This window comes from Polyangium jinanense, assembly GCF_028435265.1.
GTDB lineage: Bacteria > Myxococcota_A > Polyangia > Polyangiales > Polyangiaceae > Polyangium > Polyangium jinanense.
Map to the genome: position 1 here is coordinate 52,680 of NZ_JAGTJK010000057.1, position 17,506 is coordinate 70,185.

The 17,506-nt window shown below is 68.0% G+C and carries 13 protein-coding genes; 7 read left to right on the forward strand and 6 right to left on the reverse strand.

The window, feature by feature from the left end:
- Positions 1-2 precede the first annotated feature (2 nt).
- From KEG38_RS46820 to KEG38_RS46830, 3 genes are all read left to right on the forward strand, one after another.
- A complete protein-coding gene (locus tag KEG38_RS46820) occupies positions 3-1,445 on the forward strand; it encodes an iron-containing redox enzyme family protein (RefSeq protein WP_272427376.1) in 1,443 nt (480 codons plus the stop codon).
- Positions 1,446-1,675: 230 nt separating this feature from the next.
- On the forward strand, positions 1,676-2,164 hold the full coding sequence (locus KEG38_RS46825) for a hypothetical protein (RefSeq protein WP_272427377.1): 489 nt from the start codon (positions 1,676-1,678) through the stop codon (positions 2,162-2,164).
- A gap of 186 nt (positions 2,165-2,350) precedes the next feature.
- Positions 2,351-4,138, forward strand: coding sequence for a WD40 repeat domain-containing protein (locus KEG38_RS46830; protein WP_272427378.1), 1,788 nt, complete (start codon positions 2,351-2,353; stop codon positions 4,136-4,138).
- A 20-nt stretch (positions 4,139-4,158) separates the two neighbouring features.
- On the opposite strand, the gene KEG38_RS46835 is transcribed toward KEG38_RS46830, so the two are convergent.
- On the reverse strand, positions 4,159-7,182 hold the full coding sequence (locus tag KEG38_RS46835; RefSeq protein WP_272427379.1) for a hypothetical protein: 3,024 nt from the start codon (positions 7,180-7,182) through the stop codon (positions 4,159-4,161).
- 293 nt (positions 7,183-7,475) lie between these two features.
- On the opposite strand from KEG38_RS46835, the gene KEG38_RS46840 reads away from it, so the two are divergent.
- Positions 7,476-8,687, forward strand: a complete 1,212-nt coding sequence (locus KEG38_RS46840; RefSeq protein ID WP_272427380.1) for a winged helix-turn-helix domain-containing protein — start codon at positions 7,476-7,478, stop codon at positions 8,685-8,687.
- A 4-nt stretch (positions 8,688-8,691) separates the two neighbouring features.
- Here the strand turns inward: KEG38_RS46840 and KEG38_RS46845 are convergent, their stop codons facing one another.
- The 3 genes from KEG38_RS46845 to KEG38_RS46855 all read right to left on the reverse strand — a co-directional run bounded on the left by KEG38_RS46845 (position 8,692) and on the right by KEG38_RS46855 (position 11,144).
- On the reverse strand, positions 8,692-9,615 hold the full coding sequence (locus tag KEG38_RS46845) for an ADP-ribosylglycohydrolase family protein (protein WP_272427381.1): 924 nt from the start codon (positions 9,613-9,615) through the stop codon (positions 8,692-8,694).
- 498 nt (positions 9,616-10,113) lie between these two features.
- The gene (locus tag KEG38_RS46850; protein ID WP_272427382.1) at positions 10,114-10,836 is read right to left on the reverse strand and encodes a hypothetical protein; all 723 of its coding nucleotides are present in this window, start codon (positions 10,834-10,836) and stop codon (positions 10,114-10,116) included.
- A 23-nt stretch (positions 10,837-10,859) separates the two neighbouring features.
- Positions 10,860-11,144: a hypothetical protein gene (locus tag KEG38_RS46855; RefSeq protein ID WP_272427384.1), complete on the reverse strand. Its 285-nt coding sequence runs from the start codon at positions 11,142-11,144 to the stop codon at positions 10,860-10,862.
- Between the two features lie 242 nt (positions 11,145-11,386).
- Here KEG38_RS46855 and KEG38_RS46860 point away from each other — a divergent pair, with 242 nt between their 5' ends.
- Together KEG38_RS46860 and KEG38_RS46865 are read left to right on the forward strand one after the other, a co-directional pair.
- Positions 11,387-12,145, forward strand: coding sequence for a hypothetical protein (locus tag KEG38_RS46860; RefSeq protein WP_272427385.1), 759 nt, complete (start codon positions 11,387-11,389; stop codon positions 12,143-12,145).
- A gap of 28 nt (positions 12,146-12,173) precedes the next feature.
- On the forward strand, positions 12,174-14,792 hold the full coding sequence (locus KEG38_RS46865) for an Lcl domain-containing protein (protein WP_272427386.1): 2,619 nt from the start codon (positions 12,174-12,176) through the stop codon (positions 14,790-14,792).
- A 180-nt stretch (positions 14,793-14,972) separates the two neighbouring features.
- Here the strand turns inward: KEG38_RS46865 and KEG38_RS46870 are convergent, their stop codons facing one another.
- Both KEG38_RS46870 and KEG38_RS46875 read right to left on the reverse strand, forming a co-directional pair.
- Positions 14,973-15,701 carry a tetratricopeptide repeat protein gene (locus tag KEG38_RS46870; RefSeq protein WP_272427388.1) on the reverse strand — a complete coding sequence of 243 codons (729 nt, stop codon included), beginning with the start codon at positions 15,699-15,701 and terminating at the stop codon, positions 14,973-14,975.
- Between the two features lie 23 nt (positions 15,702-15,724).
- Positions 15,725-16,489 (reverse strand): hypothetical protein, encoded by a 765-nt coding sequence (locus tag KEG38_RS46875; protein WP_272427390.1) that lies wholly within the window; start codon positions 16,487-16,489, stop codon positions 15,725-15,727.
- Between the two features lie 69 nt (positions 16,490-16,558).
- Here KEG38_RS46875 and KEG38_RS46880 point away from each other — a divergent pair, with 69 nt between their 5' ends.
- A complete protein-coding gene (locus tag KEG38_RS46880) occupies positions 16,559-17,326 on the forward strand; it encodes a hypothetical protein (RefSeq protein ID WP_272427391.1) in 768 nt (255 codons plus the stop codon).
- The last annotated feature ends 180 nt before the right edge of the window (positions 17,327-17,506 follow it).

Below are 17,506 nucleotides of genomic sequence, written 5' to 3' on the forward strand. Positions count from 1 at the left end.
CGATGCAGCACAAGAAACGCTCCCTCTCGGACGAGCGCTCGAGGAACCCGGCCGTCGACGATTACGATTTTTTCGCTCGGTGCCTGCAGGCGTACGGCGAGAGCGACCTCTACGCCGACATCGAGACCTGGCGCATCGAGGACAACCCGTACCGGCGCCCGCTGCGGCCGCACGTGTTCAAGGACCTGAACTTCCAGAAGCCGCTCGCCCGTGAGGAGCTGCTCACCTCCGCCAGCCTGACCGCGTGTCGCACGCTGCTCACCATTTACGAGAGCGACTTCGTCCTGCTCCCGCGACGCGACCTCGCGTCGAAGCGCGCCGATATGGACGAATTCTACGGGCGGCGCGCGCAGGTCCTCGGCGCCATCGTGCGCCCGTGGCTGGAGTCGTATCTGTTCGGCTTCCTCGATGACGCGATCTCGACCTCCGGCCGCTGGACGCTCTCCTCCATGAGCGAGTATTTCGAGAGCTTCATCGCCGAGGAGCGGCGGCGGTCCGATGGCTCGATGGCCACTGCCATCCTCACCTCGGAGTACCCGCAGCATGCGGCCCGGACGTGCCTCGTCCAGCTCGCGAGCGATTTTCTCCTCGAATCGTCCGCGATGGGGCGGAACGTGGGCGGCAGCTACGGGCCGCTCCAGTCGGAGATGTTCAAGATCCTCATCGACGAGCTCGGCTATGGTGTCCATCGGACCCGGCACAGCTCGCTCTACGAGGGCACCATGGAGAGCGTCGGCCTCGCCTCGACGCCGCACACCTACTGGCAGTTTTACCTGACGTCGTCGCTCCTCCTGAACAACTATTACAATTATGTGTGCCGCAATCACGGCCGGTTTTTCCGCTACATCGGGGCTCTCTTCCAGGCCGAGACCACCTTCATCGAGATGTGCCGCCGCATGGCCGACACGCTGCGCAAGGTCTTCGGCCCGGGCGTCGATGTCCGTTACTTCCAGGAGCACGCCCATATCAATCAGCATCGCAGCCGGATGGTCTTCGACAGGATGATCCTGCCGGCCGTGGAGATGTTCGGGGAGGGGATCATCCCGGACATCGTGCGCGGCTTCGAGGAGGGCAAGCTCCTCGCCGGGATCGCGAAGCAGGACTACCTCGATCAGGTCGCCTGGTCCGACAGCAGCGCCCACTGGAAACTGCTGGCCCCGGCGATCCACCGAAACATCGAGCATAGCCGGGAGAAGCCGAAGGTGCAGCGGTTCATCGAGCCACGCGGCGAGCTCTCGGTGACCCACGTGCACGACGGCGACGCGCTCTGCTTCATCCAGTCCGGCATCCTGCGGTTCGTGACCGGCCACGAGCGGTCGGTGCTGCTGCACGCGGGGGAGGGGACGGTGATCCGTCGCAATCGGCTGCACGGCGCGCTCATCGAGTCCGAGGAGTGCACCTACGACATCCATTCCATTGGAGATTACGAGCAATGGCTGTCGTGATGGGCCGCTCGTCATGCGACCCGGGCGTTGACTCGATCCACCGCCTGGTGTAGGGTTTTCACATTCAGGTGGCGCCATGAAGGTCTTCCGGTAGCAACGCGGTTCTCTCGCCGGGCGGGTCCCCCCGCCGCCCGCGTTGCTCATGCCGGCGCGCTTCGTCGCCGTTCGTCCCGCGCTCACATTGCGCGAGCGAGCCGGCCTGCGTTCGACCTTCGCCCCCCGAGGACCTCATGGCGCCCTGTCTTCCGCTTGCCATCAAGCTCACCCGCCGCGCCGTCGCGCGGCGTGACCTCTTCTGCGAGCTCGTTCAGAAAATCACGAAACCTTCCCAGGCCGAGGCGGCCTTCGCGTTTCATGCATTCGCGTTCAAGGCGGACGAGCATGCATTCGCCCGCGAGCTTCTCTCCCGCCGTACCGAGCTCTGGCTCTTCCGCGCGAACCAGCGCGCCTTTTGTGGCGATTTCCTGGCCGTCGACATGTCGAACCCGCGGCGGGTGCAGCGGCGGGCGTACGTGATCGAGCTGAAGCGGGGGATGCCGGTGCGGATTGGCGGTGGGGCGGTGGGGCTACAGCTCCAGAATGCAACGGTCGCCGTGCGAACGCTCGCGCGGGAGCGTGGGTTGCTCGGGGACGAGGCCACGTGCGTCACCGTGTCGGGGGATGGGGCGGAGATCATCGGGATGTTCACGTCAGCGCGTTTGACGACGGAGTACGCGTAAGGCGTCTCTCCAAACGGCAGCGTGAAAATCGTGCTTGCGACTGGGACCACGCGCGTGAGCCTGTGTATGAAACCGCGCTCTGCTGGAGAGATCATGGCAAAGTCGACAAATTGGCCCGTTCTGTCTCGTGTATCCGATCTGTCTCCGCCGCTTTCCGGTCGACCGGCGGCAGTCGACGAGACCATCGTGGTCGCGCCTCGCGGCCAGTACGTCGCGGTCTTCGATGCCCTCCCGCCCGATGGCGAGAACGAGCGCGACGACAAGGACGCGCTCCGGGTCCGCGTCTTCTCGCATGACGGGCGCACCTTCACCGAGGTCCTCGACCACACCCCGGCGCGCATCGGCTACCGCTTCGGGGACGCCCGGCTCGGGAAGGCGGCGGTGTCGGATGCCGGCGTCGTCGCCTTCGCCGTGGGGAGCACGATCCACGTCGTCCGACCCGGCGGAAGCGCGTCGAAGATCGAGGCGCCCGGCGCGTGGTTCTTCTTCGATCCCATCACGCCCGAGCGGCTGCGCCTCATCGTGTACCGCGACGGCGGTGAGGTGATCGAGACGCACGACACGAGCACGAACACCCTCGTCGACACGCTCCGCATCGGCAACAGCGGAGGCCTCCCGCCGCAGGTCGATCCAGCGACCGGCGATGTCCTGCTCTACGACGGCTGGTACGCGCGCGAGGGCGGTGCCTTCACCCCGATCGATGGCGGCCAGAGCCCCGGCCATGTGCTCCGCGTCGGACGTGGCACGCTCCACCTCGGTCATGACGTCGAGCAACCCGGCGCCACGCAACGCCGCGGCCGCGACGGCACGGAGATCCCGGTGCCCGAGGCGTTTCAGGTCTGGCGACGCGCGGACGCCTGGCGCGCGCGTAACCCGATGCTCGCGAGCGTCGACGGTCGCTTCATCCTCGGCCGCTATGTCGGCAAGAACACGCTCTTCGACGCGGAGCGCCTCGAGCCGGAGGAGCTGCCCGTGGTGCCGCCCCAGCATACGCTGCGCGGCTCGGGGATCTGGGCGCTCCTCGACGACCACCTGGCGATCGGATCGCGCTTCGGCCTCTTCCTCGTCGACCTGCGCACGGGGCGCCCGATCGGCGACGGGCCCGTGGCGCTGCTCGGCCTCGCGCTCGCCGGCGAGCGTGTCGTCACCCTCCATGAAGACGGTGTCCGCGTCGACGGCGGCGCGCCCATCCCGGTCACGCCGACCGTCGAGCCCGTCCTCGATGGGCTCCGGATCTCGCCCGGAGGCCGCTGGGCGGCGGTGCGCTGCGGCCATGACGGCTTCCCGGTGGTGATCCTCGATCTCGCCGAGGGCCGCGAAGTGCGGCGGATCGAGCCTGCCGCGACCGTCGCGTGGATCGACGGGGATCGGCTCGCCGTCCACGGCTCCACCGGTCTGCGCGTGCTCGACGTGACGACCGGCGTGATCACGGCGCTCGGTGACCTCCCGGGCTCCGCTTGCCTCGGCAGCGACGGCGCGGGCCGCTTCTTCGTCGGCACCGACGCGACGCTTGTCGAGCGCGACGCAAGCGGCGCGGTTTTGCGCACGCTCCCGGTCCCGAAGAAGCTCAAGGGCTACACGTGGCCCTCGGAGCTCGTCGTCCACGGGAGCGAGGTCTACGCGCTCGCGAGGTGCCGCATCTTCCGCTGGGACGCGGCCGGCAACTGCGAGCGGCTCAACGCGCTCGAGAACGGCATCGGGGGCGCGAAGACCGATCCGAAGTTCTCCGACGGCCCCTTGCGCAGCGTGGCCGTGAGCCACGACGGCCGCTGGCTCGCCGTGACCGCGAAGACGAAGAGCCACGCGCTTGGTGTCGTCGTCTGCGATCGCGAGGGCACGATCGCCGCATGGACGGGCCCGATCTTCGGCCGCCGGAGCGTCCATGGCGAGCGCGCCTTCTGCGCCTTCCGCGGCAAGACGCTCGTGGTCGGCACCGAGCACGGCGACGTCGGCGTGTACGCGCTGCCTGCCTGAGAAACCGGGATCTCCCGAGGTCACGCGATTTTTCTCCAGTAGATGCCGTAAAGCGAGGTGACGTCGCCGTTGATCCGCGACGAAAGGTCGTCGTACACGCGCGTCATGAGGACGCCGTTCGGCTCGCAGAGCGCCCGCAGCCGGTGTACGACGCGTCGTGGCTGCGTCGTATAGTCGGGCGGCAGCGGGCCCAAGCCGCCGTACCGCGTGGCAATCGCGACGAGGCGAATCCCGAGCGGCCGGCAGAGCGCTTGCTCGATGGCCTCGACGATCGCGAAGCGCAACCACGGCATCTGTCTTCGCAAATAGAGTCCGTTCAAGAGGACCGCGGGCCCATCCTCGCAGAGCCCGAAGCCGCCAAACACGAACCCCTGCGCCTCCGCGACGCCCGCGCGGGGCGCGCGCACGACCTGAAAGCAGAAGGAGAGCGGGTCCTTCCAGAGCGAGAGCACCATGCGCTGGGTGCTCACATCACGCCCGTACGCATACATGGAGCTCGTGCTGTTGAAGCAGCACGGCACGCAGTCGGCGAAGCGCAAGAACGCCGCGAAATCGCGCCGTTTGTCGAGGTACCGCAGCACGAGGACGCCGCTCGATCCGAGGGGCAGCGGCCGCGCGAGCGCGGGCACGGGCGGCGCGCCCTGGACGAGCGCCTGTACGGCTTGGTCGGCGCCGGGCAAGTGTCGGCGCAGGCGCGCGATCGGGCCGACGGCGACCGGGCCGACGTCCTTCTGCAAGCGCTCCACGATGCGCTGCCAATCGTGCTCACTCCACACGGCTGCGTTGTGCCCCGGCGACACGGGGCATAACGCGGAGAGCAGTCGCAGCCGATCCGGCTCCTCGGCGAGCCCACGCACGAAGTCCTCGGGATCGCCCTGGAACAGTGCTTCGCGACGTTCGAGGATCTGGCGCACGCGCTCCTCGCCGGTCGCCGGCAGATCGGGCGTGTCCACGATCGCCAGCACCTCCGGGCCGGGAGGCGTGCCGACATCACGCGTAAAGGTCCGGACGAAGTCGGCGAGCCACGTGGAGGCACGATCGCCGAGGCGCAACATGAGGCGCGTGAACGTGCGGCCGTGCGCGCTCGCGGTGCCCGGCGGGAACAAGCCCCGAGCCTCGATTTGCGTCGCAGCCCATGGTGCCTGTCGATCCCGCGCGAAGACCTCGTACTGCTCGACGAAGATCTCCGTCGCGCGCTGGGGCGCGAGCGCGGCGAGCGCGCCGAACAGAGTTCTTCTGGTCTGCGCATGCCCGCTGCGTTCCACGGAGCGCACGAGCGCGTGTTGCAGGACGATCGTGGCCTGCTCCCCGCCGAGGTTCTGGAGGCAACGAATCCGCGATGTCGTGGCGGCACGCGCCTCCTCGCCGCCCGCGGGATCCTTGTCGAGTACGCGGCGCAGATAGGCGCGGCCCGCGTCGATCAGCGCCACGCGGCGCCGCTTGCGCATGTTCGTGAACGAGATCCCCTCGTCGTAATGGGCGCGCGCGGCGCCGAGCGCGTCGCGGAAACGTGGATCAAGACGGCAGCGATCCCAGCTCGACGTCGGGCCGAGCGCGCCGAGCGCAAAGGCTGCCTCGGGCGTGACGTGGCCGCCGACATCGAGATCCGCGAGCGTATCCCGCAGCGTGGAGGCGCTCTCGAGAAGGTCCAGGCAGTGCTCCGTGATCCGCGTGGCGTTGAGCACGTCCGCCTTCCACCAGCGCACCTCGTGTGGCTCTCCTTCGTCCGGATGAAGCAGGTTGTTCCAATATGCGGTGTTCCTGAAGAGCACGCGTCGCAGCGAAGCATCGTCGAATGCACGAGCCACGAGCTCACGCGGCAGCAGGGCGTCACGTCCGTAGCCCGTGCGCGCACAAAAGATCCCGATCCGGACGAGCCATGCTTCGCGGGCCAGCTTGGTCTCCATCGGCTCGGGCTCGCCGGGGAGCCGCGGCTCGTGCAGCGCTGCGCGCCGCGGTGGGACGAGCAGCGTCATCGGCAAGGCAACCACGCGCTTCTCGGCCCGCCGCACGAGGCCCGCATCGAGATCGAGGCGCGCGAGCAAGAGCTGGATCGCGGGCGCGAGCGCCGGATCCTCCACGCGCTGGATCCGTCGCCGCGCCGCGAGCCGCTCGCCGTGATCGGCGAAAAACGCCGCGATGGCGAGCTCGGCACGACCTCGCAGATATCGCCCCGGCGCGTGCGCGAGCAGCGCCTCGGCGTGGTCCAGCCGCTCCGCATGGAGCGCAGCGCCGATCGCGCCGAGCCAGCCGTGATTCCACGCGTTTCGATGCCGCACGGCGCGCAGAAGCGCGATGACCCCGGCGGGCCCACGCTCCGGATACCGCGCAATCGCCAGGAGCGCGCGCGCCTCTTGTCCTGCGCTGCCTTCGATGCGCGTCCGCATTTCCTCGGCGATGCGCGACGCCTCCCCGCCCATCACGAAGAGTTCGCGCACGAGCGGCAGCGACGGCCGATACATGCGCGCCTCCTCCAGCGAATCGAGATTCCCCACGAACGAGTACGAGCGCTCGCGCCCCGGGTGTTGCTCGATCCCGTCCTCGATCCGCGCGAGGGCGCGCTCGCGCAGCCATCCCTTCGGCAAGGCCCTCGCGCGTTCGAGGGCCTCGCGCCGCCGGCCGCTCGCAAGCTCGATGCTGAAGCGATGGATCCGCGCGGATTCGACGCTGCCGAAGAGCCCTTCCGCGCGCTCGGCGATCCGCGCGATGGCCCGCGGGGCGGGGCTTTCCTCCGCCGCGAGCCGCTCCTCCAGATACGTCACGAGCAGCGCTCCCGCCGGACCGGCCTCGCAGTCCTCTCGTGCGCCCACGAGCGAGCGCAGCGACGAGAGGATCTCGCCGGAAAGCTCGCCTTCGCGGGCGACGGACCCGAGATATCGCCGCTCCAGCGCGCGCGCAGCGGCGGCGAGGTGAATCAACGTGCCGGCACGCACGGCGGGCCGGCGGAGATCTGCGGAAATGGAGACCATTCGACGAACAAAAACGATCACACGCGCCATCGAGTCCGTCGCAAACGGGTTCGATGCGCCATAGGCGGAGTCCATGCGCTCCTCCTTCGGGCGGACGCGGACCGGATGGCGCGTGCGCGACGCGGCTTCGAAGGCCCGCAGATCACGTGCAGCGCGCGCACTCGTCCCCGTCCGCCCTGGGTACGAGAAACACCAGGGGCGACGATGTGGGACGGGCCTTCGCGCTTACACGAAGAAGAAGAGCATGGCGGCGTGAGCCTGCACGCGGGGAGGGGGCCTTGTCAAGAGCCGTCGCGGCTGCCCGCACGGCGTGGCGCTCGCGCCCCGTTTGGCCCTCGGACGTACCGCGGCTACCATGCGGGTCCCCCATGAAGGAGAAGATCGACCTCTCGGCTAAGCAGGCACGGCGCATCGCCCTCGCGGCGCAAGGTTTTGCCGAAGCGCGGCCGGCGAGCGTGAACCGCCGCCACTTCGCCAAGACGGCGGACCGGCTGGGCGTGATCCAGCTCGACAGCGTCAACGTCCTTGTCCGCACGCACTATCTCCCCGCATTCTCGCGGCTGGGCGTGTATCCGCAGGCGCTCCTTGAAAAGGAGGCCTGGGGGAAGAAACGGTCGCTCTTCGAGTACTGGGGGCACGAGGCCTCGCTCATGCCGCTCGCGCTTCAGCCCTTGCTGCGCTGGCGCATGGCGCGCGCGCAGGCGGGGGAGCTGTGGGGCGGGCTCGCGCGCTTCGCCAAGGAGAAACGCGCGTATATCAAGAGCGTGCTCGCCGAGATCGAAAAGCGGGGGCCGGTCACGGGAGGTGATTTCGCCACGGGCCCGCGGGGTGCGTCCGGCTGGTGGTCGTGGTCCGATGGCAAGCGCGCGCTCGAATGGTTGTTCTGGGCCGGATACCTGACGACGGCGACGCGGCGTGGTTTCGAGCGGGTGTACGATCTGACCGAGCGGGTCATGCCTGCCGACATCATGGGCTTGCCCACGCCGTCGGAGGCGGATGCCCAGCGCGAGCTCGTCCGCATGGCCGCGCGAGCCATGGGCATCGCGACCGAGGCCGACCTGCGCGATTATTTCCGATTGCCCTTGCAGGGAGCTCGCGCTCGGGTGCAGGAGCTCGTCGAGGCTGGCGAGCTCTTGCAGGTCTCGGTCGAGGGTTTTCACAAGCCGGCGTACCTGCATCCCGAGGCGCAAACGCCGCGCCGGATCGGCGCCCACGCGCTCCTTTCGCCGTTCGACAACCTCATCTGGTTCCGCGATCGCACCGAACGGCTCTTCGGGGTGAAGGTCCGGCTGGAGATCTATACGCCGGCCGAGAAACGCACCCACGGCTATTACGTTTTGCCGTTCCTCGAAGGCGACACCATCACCGCGCGGGTGGATCTGAAGGCCGACCGCAAGGCCAGCGTGCTCCGGGTGCAGGCCTCTCACACCGAGCCCGGCGCGGGTCCGGACACGCCCGACCGATTGGCGGCGGAGCTCGCCCATATGGCCGAATGGCTCGGGATGGAGCGGGTCGAGGTGGCGGGGCGGGGGAACCTGGCGAAAGCGCTCGGGGCAGCCGTCGCGGCGCTTTCTGCGTGACGACCTATCCCTGATCGCCGAGCGCGAGCGGCTCACGCGCGGCAATCCATTCGGCCGGAATCGACGCGCGCCCGGCCGAGAGCGCCACGACGCCGCCCGCCATCGCGCACGTCGTATCTCGATCCCCGAGCCCGCCGACGGTCGTCCAAAGCGCTTCCTCGTAGCTGTCCAGGTGCCGCGCGGCGCACCAGAGCGCAAAGGGCACCGTATCCCACGAGAGCACCCGATAGCCCGATCCGAGCGTGCTCGCCGCCGTGCGCGGATCGTCCTCCAGCGGAATCGTCAATGCCTTCGCCAGCCCGTCCTTCGTCTCTCCGTCGGGCGTATATCGGAAGGCCGCACGGAGCAACGCCTCGCCCGATCGAGGCTCCGCGCCCGTGCCCATACGCCACGCCACCGCCGCCGCAATCGCCACGGAGACGGCGCCGGCCTGGCCGTCCGGGTGGGCATGCGTGACCTCGGCCGAGGCCTTGGCTTGACGCACGACCTCGTCGAGATCGTCGGCGAAGTATGCTCCGAGCGGCGCGACACGCATGGCGCCGCCGTTGCCCATCGAGCCCGTCCCGCCGAAGACCGCCTTCGCGGTGAACTGCCACGGAATCTCCGTGAGGATGTTCCGCAGGATCTCGTGGGCCGCGCCGCCGTACCCGCGATCCGGCTCGGCGCCGTACCGCCTGGCGAACACGCGCGAAAGCACGTCTTGCTCGATCGTGCCGAGGCGCTCGAGCACCTCCACGATGCCCAGGGCCATCACGGTGTCGTCGGTGTACCTCCAGGGAGCGGCGGGGAGGGCGCGCTCGCCGATCAGGCGCTCGACGTGGTCGGGGTGCACGAAAAAGCGCTCGCCGAAGGCGTCCCCCGTGGAGAGGCCGTCGAGGGCGAGCAGGGCGCGTTCCATGCGGGCTGCGTGATCGGCGGGGAGGTTCATGGCGAGGGAAGAATACCTCAGGTGCCGCGCCGAGCGGTCCGGGTGATTCCGCAAAAGGTCCAGGCGCGCCCCGTCCCGGGTCCACGCGCGGCTTCGTCCACCGTGGGCGCTCCGTCCTCGGTTCCAGACGCTCCCTGCGGAACTCCGCGCATGGCTTCCCTGAAATCCAGCCGCTCGACCTTCGGGTCCAGGCGCCGCGCGCGCAGCCCGCGCACGGTTCCGGGTGAGGTCCACACGCTCCCAGGTCAGGTCCACGCGCTCCCGGGTCAGGTCACACGCGCTCCCGGGTCAGGTCACACGCGCTCCCGGGTCAGGTCCACGCGCTCCCGGGTCAGGTCCACGCGCTCCCGGGTGAACCCCACTACATTCCGCATCAACCCCACGCGGTCCCTGAAGAGCCCCACGCGCCCCTGGCTCGGGTCCACGCGCCTCCAGGTGCCCACCCGCGAAGCGAGCAAGCGCCTCCCAAGGGCTCCCGCGAGCCTCGGGGCGATCGACTCACAGCGCGTCCCCGCCGGCTCCGCCGCCGTGGGTTGCTCTCCACTCCCTCTCCGCCTTCGACGGCATCTCTCGGGTCATCTCCGCGAGCGCGCGCATGCTTTCTCCGAGCGAATCCCGGACGGGCATCTCGACGGCAAAGTCCTCCGCCACCGCCTCCGCGACGCGCCGCCACTTCTCGTCGACCGGCTGTCCGAGGTCTTCCGACAGCTCGACCAGTACGTCGAAGTAATATGCGGCGTGCGCCAGAAACTTGGGCTCTTGATGGCTGAATGCCTCCTCGAAAGCCTCCAGGGCCTCGCGATGCCTTCCGAGCGCTTGCAATGTCCGCGCCTTTCCAAGGCCATACGACCATCGATACGTGATGTTCTCGAATCCAAGTTGCGCCTCGGCTTCGGATGCTTGCAGGGCTTCCTCGTACCTGCCAGCTGCGTAGAGGATGTACGCGCGCTCCGCCGCGATGCTTCGAGCCATCCATCCATCATGATCCCGATGGCGGTTCGCCTTTGCGAACGCATCCACCTGCGCGAGCGCCTCGTCGTACCGTTCGCTCTTCATGAGCTCGATGGTATCGAGAGTTTTGTACTCCAACGCCTCTTGCACCTCCAGACGGTCGAGGCACGTGGCGCACACCTCGATCGTGCGCCCTGCGCGCGTGTATGTATTCGTCGCCGCTCGCTTCTCGCAGAACGAGCAAGGTTGAGGTTTTTCAGGAGACGGCATGACGCTTTCCTCCTGACGGGAACTCAATACTGCCAATGCCGCGGGCACCTCTCTTCGGGCCAAATGCCGCCTTCGCGTTTGCACTCCGCAAGGCATCCCCTGCAATCCTTGTAGTCCCCATAGGTCTTCCTGTTCCGCTTCGGTTGCCGTGGGTTCTCGAGACACTCCTGGAACGGCGGTTGGCACTTCTCCTCCACCTTCCTCGGCCACTTTTTGATCGCCTCGGCCGTCTCCTCCACGGCATGCGCGGTGACAACGACGATGATCGTCACCCCCGCGGCAACGATCAACACCGGCACGAGGCTCACGGCGGGCCCGACGACCACGACGTTCCCCAGGGGACCACGGGGTTCCCCATGGGGCTGCTCCCACAGCCGAGCGGCGTGAAGACAACGCCCAACCCAACCGCGAGCCCCAAGGATGCCGTAAGCCTCGTTGCCGTGGAGTCCATGTTCGGAAGTGTACGGACACGCCAGACCACGCGCCTCCCGACTGGACACGTGTGCGCTCGCTCATGTAGCGTGCGCAACCTCCAGGGAGGAGGTTTCACATGGCGCTCGACTTGACCACCCTTTCTCCGGACGTTCGCGCGGCCTTCATCAAGGATGGCGAGCGATTCGGCTCCGAGGACACGCTGGATCAGGCGAATCAAACCTTGAATGCATACCTGACCCACGGCTCGAAACTCGCCCCTTTCGGCTTCGTGGCCGAGGACGCCGCCGAGCTGAAGGACGCGCGGGATGCTTTGATCGAGGCCGGAATCGGGCGCGTGTCGAAGCGGACGAGCAAAAAGGTCGATACAGCCGCGCACGCGGCGGCGATACGTGACGGGCAGGCCATTCGATTGCGCGCGCGATCGGTGCTCGCCGGAGCCAAACGCGCGCTGCTCCTCGCGGGCAAGGTGGATGCGGTCCAGAAAATCGACGTGCTGCTCGGCCTGGATTCCGTGGCCTCGGACGACGCCGAAGGGCTGGCCAAGCAGCTCGATGCCCTGCGCACCGCCTTGAAGGAGCCCGTCGTGGCAGAGGCCGCGAAGACCCGCGGCGGGCCACAAGCGGCCCTCGACCTCGAATCACGCGCGCAGGCGCTCCGCGACGCGGCGAAGTCGAAGGCGGAGCCACGGGGGACGCCCGTGGAGACCGAGACGCTCGACCTCATCGACGGGATCATCGTGAGCCTCACGCGCACGGCGAGGGAAGCCGCGGACGCGGCGGCGCGGGAGCTCGGGGAGCCGGCCATCGCGACGGCGTTCGAGCTGTCGGCGCTCTACAAACGGCACGCGAAGAAGAAGGCCGAAGAGCCGAAGTAAGGCGGTTGATGCGCTTGTCGTTCGTCCCATGAAACGAGCCCCCCTCGTCCTCCTCGCCCTCGTCGCGGCCTGCGGCGGCGCCCCCGCTTCGCCCTCGGCCTCCGCCCCGCAGGCCGCGCCCGGATCCACGTCGGCAGCTTCGCTCTTGCCGCGACCGGTGTTCGACCTCCCGCCCGCCCTAGGCACGTCCGCCTCGCTGGCGGATGCCGTCCAGGCGAGCCGGAGCATCGTCGTGGGCACGATCTCCGAGATCCACGCCTTCAAGCGCCCCTGCGAGGCCGACCTCGTCCTCGAAATGCGCGCCGAAATGGTCCTCCGCGGCCCCGCGCCGCAGGGTCACGTGCGGTCCATGCTCGTGGCCTTTCCACGCGCCGCAGACGCGAACAAGGGCTGCGAGCGCAAGCCGCTCGGGTATCGTGGCGCGCCCGCGCCGTCGCGCTTCGCCGTCGGGCAACGTCTCGTCTTTTTCGTAGGCGAGCGCCACGAGGTGGAGCGGGATCCCGCGCACCCGGCGCCGCGCTGGGACTTGCACGCCATGCACGAGTCCCCCGTCCACGGCGACGATCTCCTCGGGGTCGCGGACGTGGACGAGATCCCCGGCATCGTCCGCCTGCGCGGGCCACTCGTCACCGACGCGCAACTCGCGCCCCTCGCCAGAAAACCCTCGCTGCACGTGGAGGGCGACGTCGTATTCGACGCCGCGACGGGCCTCGCGTGGCAGCGGGACGTGGCGCAACAAGAGCTCGCGATCGTCTCCGCCACGCGCCATTGTGAAAACCTCGTGCACGGGGGCCACGACGATTGGCGCTTGCCTCGTTTCTTCGAGCTCCTCTCCATCGTCGAGCACCGCCGCAGCAGCCCCGCGCTCGATCCCTCGGTGTTTCGTGGTCCTCCCGACGGCCTCTTGTGGTCCGCCACCGACGACGCCGGCTCCCCCTGGGTCCTCGACGTCGCCGATGGAACCCTTCATTCGACCCATTACGACGATCCGAGCCCGTACGGCAAATACCACGTCCGCTGCGTGCGCTCCGCCGCGGGCCCCTCGCTGCGCGCCGCGCTGCCCGGCGCGCGTTACCGGAAGGCCGGGGGGCTCGTCGAGGACGCGCTCCAGCGGCTTGGTTATTCGGGAGCGATCGCCCCACCCATGCGCTGGGCCGAGGCGAAAACGTTCTGCGAGGCGAAGGTCGAGGCCGGGCGCGACGATTTTCGGCTCCCCACCGTGCGCGAGCTCGTGAGCTTGTCCGAGGCGAGCTGCGAGGAGCTCTGGCAGGACGATTCGCAGGGCGAGCAGGGGCTCTGGACATCGACGCTCGATCCCGACGACCAGGGCCGCGCATTCCAGGTGCGAAACCTCTGCTCGCCGCAGCACTGGTCCGAGAAGACGGTCGGGCCGCCCGAGCTCGCGAGCGAGGGCGAGGACCACGCGCGTTTCCGGGCCCTGTGCGTGCGCGATCTTCCGCTGCTCCCCACAGCCGGGCGCCTCGTCCGGAGCCGCTACCCGAGCGGCCACGTCTTCGCCGAGGGCGCGCTGCGGAATGGGAAGAGGCACGGCACGTGGACGTACCACCACGATCAGGGCCCTCCGTGGATGCGCCTCGACTATCGGGACGGCGTGCTCGTCGGGACTTTTTCGATTTTTTACGACAGCGGCGAGCGCCTCGCCGAGGGCTCGTACGCCGCCGGCGCGCTGGCCGGGACGTGGACGCAATTCGACGTGCTCGGGCGGCGTGAATTCGTGGTGCGCTACGAACGCGGCCAGCGCTCGGGGCTATCGACGACATACACGCCCGATGACGGGAAGATCCTCCTCGAAGAGACCTGGGCCGCAGGGCTCCGGCACGGGCCGGTCGTCGAACATCACCCGGTGGAAGGGTGGAAGACGAGCGTGACGCTCTACGAGGCCGGCCTGCGCGAAGGCACCGCCGAGACGTTTCACCAGGGCGGCAAGCCCGCCATGATCGGCCAATATCGAGGGGACAGGCCCGACGGCACGTTCAAGCGGTTCCACCCGAACGGCGCGCGCGCCGCCGTCTACTCGTTCCGCGACGGCAAGCTCGACGGCCCCTACGAATCCTGGCACCCGGACGGCAAGCCCCACAAGAAAGGCACGTACCGCGAGGGCCTGCGCGACGGACCTTGGCTCGCGCTGTATCCCTCGGGCAAACGCGAGGAGGAGGGCAATTTCCAGCGAGGCACGGGGACGTTGCGAGCATTTTACGAGAACGGCAAGGTCCGGTACGAGGAGTCGATGGTGGGAGGGCTGCGCGAGGGGACGAGCGTGGTATTCCGGGACGACGGCTCGAAGGACCACGAAGTCGGCTTCTCCCGCGACGACCTCCACGGCCCATGGCGCGAGTACACTCCAAGCGGGCTGCTCCTGTCCGAACGGCATTACGAAAAAGGCCGGCAGCACGGGCCATTCGTGCGATTTCACCCGAACGGGCAGAAGGCCGAGGAGGGCACGAGCGTGCATGGCCAGAAGGTCGGCCCTTACCGGCGCTGGGACGAGAACGGCAAGATCAGCGAGGAGGGCGGCTTCCAGGCCGACCTGTACCACGGGACGTGGACCGACTACATCGCCGGCAAGCCCGTCCGTCGTCGATTCTACGAGCGCGGGGTCGAAGTGCGTGAGCCCGAGCGGCTTTGAGAGGGAGGCGCTGAGCTGGGGCTTTGCCCCAGGCCCCACCAGGGGCTATCCGCCCCTGGACCCGGACCAGCGCAAGCGCTGGACTCGGGGTCGATGAACTGCGCGATGCGCAGTTCATCGAACAGGGGTTGAGCGAGAGCTGGGCCGGTCAAGACGAACCCAGGCCTCGGCCCACCGCCGTCACGGCGCGTTCCCGCCGGATCCGGCGCCGTGGGTCGCTCTCCACTCCCTCTCCGCCTTCGACGGCATCCCTTGGGTCATCTCCGCGAGCGCGCGCATGCTCTCTCCGAGCGAGTCCCGGACGGGCATCTCAACGGCAAAGTCCTCGGCCCCTGCCTCGGCGACGCGCCGCCACTTTTCGTCGACCGGCTGCCCTGCGTTCTCCGAAAACTTGACCAGCGTGGGCAAGTAATAGGGAATGGCCGATGCGTACATCGGATCCTGATGGCTGAACGCTTCCTCGAAAGCCGCCAGGGCGTCCCGATGCCTCCCGAACGCTTGCAAGATGCTCGCTTTGACGCTCCCGTTGAACCATCGATCCGTGACGTTCGGAAAGCCGAGCTGCGCCCAGGCTTCCCACGCCTTTTCGGCCTCCGCATATCGACCCGCCTCGAAAAGCACCATGGTTCGGTCTCTCGCGACGCTTCGAGCCAGCCATTTGTCGTGATCGCGATGGCGGTTTGCTGCCAGGAACTCATCTATACAAGCGAGCATTTCATCGTATCGCTCCTGGCGTTCCAGCTCCAGAATATGATGGGCCCATTTCTGCTCATATGTATCTTGCACTTCCAGCCGGTCGAGACAGGTTGCACATACCATTTCGTTGAATTGCGGATGCACATACCTCACCGTCGCGGGCTGCTTCTTGCAGAACCAACAGAGCGGATGGTTTTCGTCGGCGGACTGCATGTCGCTTCACTTCTGGATCAGACTCAGTTCGGGCGCCAGCCAGGGGGCGGGCACTTGTAGTTTGGCCATTGACCTTCGTCTTTTCTGCACGCAAAAAGACAGTCAAGACAACTCTTCTTCTCCCCGAACGTGCGCCGATTCCAGTCCGGTTGGGCTTGATTGTCGAGGCACTGGTCAAAGAGCGGTCTGCACTTCTCCTCCACCTTCCTCGGCCACTTTTTGATCGCCTCGGCCGTCTCCTCCACGGCATGCGCGGTGACAACCACGATGATCGTCACCCCCGCAGCAACGATCAACACCGGCACGAGGCTCACGGCAGGCCCGACGATCACGACGTTCCCCATGGCGCCGCGAGCGTGCGGGGACAGCATCACGCCCTCCAACGCCGACGATCGCAGCGGCGTGACGACCCCGGGCAACGACATCGCCTGGAGCGCGTGCTCCATGCACGTTTCGATCTCCCGATCGCCGATCTCCGACTCCCGGATCTTGGCCTCGCGGACCTCTCCGCTCTCCATCACGTCGACGTCGAAGAGGATCGCGTAGTGGGTGCCCTTCAGCCGACCGGCGCCATGCTCGGCGCACGCCTCGAGCGCGGTGACCGTCGCCGCCGGCACCGACGGGCCGTCGCCCGAAGCATGACGGCTAGGCCGCGGGTTCCCCATGGGGCTGCTCCCACAGCCGAGCGGCGTGAAGACAAAGCCCAAGCCGAAGGCGAGCCCCAAGGATGCCGTAAGCCTTGTTGCCATGGAGTTTATGTTCGGAAGTGTACAGACACTCCAGGCCACGCGCCTCCCGTCTGGACACGTGTGCGCTCGCTCATGTAGCGTGCGCCACCTCCAGGGAGGACGTTCCACATGGCGCTCGATTTGACGATTCTTTCTAAGGAAGCCCGCGCGACCTTCATCAAGGATGGCGAGAAATTCGGCTCCGAGGACACGCTGGATCAGGCAAATCAGACCTTGAATGCATACCTGACCCACGGCCCGAAGCTCGCGGCCTTCGGCTTCGCGCCCGAGGACGCCGCCGAATTGAAAGATGCGCGAGATCTGCTCATCGAGGCAGGCGTGGGGCGCGAGGCAAAGCGTACGAACAAGAAAGTCGACACAGCGGCACACGCAACGGCAATGCGGGACGGGCAGGGGATTCGATTGCGCGCGCGCTCGGTGCTCGCCGGATCCAAACGCGCGCTCCTCCTCGCCGGCCAAGGGGGCGCCGTCCAGAAGATCGTCGTGCTGCTCGATCAGGAATCCGTGGCCGCCGACGACGCCGAAGGGCTGGCCAAGCAGCTCGATGCCCTGCGCGCCGCCCTGAAGGAGCCCGCCGTGGCCGACGCCGCAAAGTCCCGCGGCGGGCCACAAGCAACCCTCGACCTCGAGTCCCGCGCACAAGCGCTCCGCGACGCAGCAAAAGCAAAGGCGCAGCCACGGGGGACGCCCGTGGAGACCGAGACACTCGACCTCATCGACGGAATCATCGTAAGCCTCGCGCGCACAGCGAGGGAAGCCGCAGACGCGGCGGCGCGGGAGCTCGGGGAGTCGGCCATCGCGACAGAATTCGAGCTGTCGGCCCTGTACAAGCGCCGCGCGAAGAAGGACGACGAGGCGCCCGCGCAGGGCAGCTGAGCAGCCCGCTGGGGGGCGCCGCGCCGGGGCTCTGCCCCGGACCCCGCGGGGGCTATCCGCCCCTCGACCCGGACCAGGCACGGCCTGGACCGAGGGTGGAAGAACTGCGCTCCGCGCAGTTCTTCCAACGGGCCCGTTGGAAGACCAGGAACAGCGTTGCCAGTCACGGCGGTCTTGATT

Coding starts and splice junctions, on each gene's coding strand:
- KEG38_RS46820 (WP_272427376.1), top strand. CDS start 3: ATGCAGCACAAGAAACGCTCCCTCTCGGACGAGCGCTCGAGGAACCCG.
- KEG38_RS46825 (WP_272427377.1), top strand. CDS start 1,676: ATGGCGCCCTGTCTTCCGCTTGCCATCAAGCTCACCCGCCGCGCCGTC.
- KEG38_RS46835 (WP_272427379.1), bottom strand. CDS start 7,182: ATGGACTCCGCCTATGGCGCATCGAACCCGTTTGCGACGGACTCGATG.
- KEG38_RS46840 (WP_272427380.1), top strand. CDS start 7,476: ATGAAGGAGAAGATCGACCTCTCGGCTAAGCAGGCACGGCGCATCGCC.
- KEG38_RS46845 (WP_272427381.1), bottom strand. CDS start 9,615: ATGAACCTCCCCGCCGATCACGCAGCCCGCATGGAACGCGCCCTGCTC.
- KEG38_RS46850 (WP_272427382.1), bottom strand. CDS start 10,836: ATGCCGTCTCCTGAAAAACCTCAACCTTGCTCGTTCTGCGAGAAGCGA.
- KEG38_RS46860 (WP_272427385.1), top strand. CDS start 11,387: ATGGCGCTCGACTTGACCACCCTTTCTCCGGACGTTCGCGCGGCCTTC.
- KEG38_RS46865 (WP_272427386.1), top strand. CDS start 12,174: ATGAAACGAGCCCCCCTCGTCCTCCTCGCCCTCGTCGCGGCCTGCGGC.
- KEG38_RS46870 (WP_272427388.1), bottom strand. CDS start 15,701: ATGCAGTCCGCCGACGAAAACCATCCGCTCTGTTGGTTCTGCAAGAAG.
- KEG38_RS46880 (WP_272427391.1), top strand. CDS start 16,559: ATGGCGCTCGATTTGACGATTCTTTCTAAGGAAGCCCGCGCGACCTTC.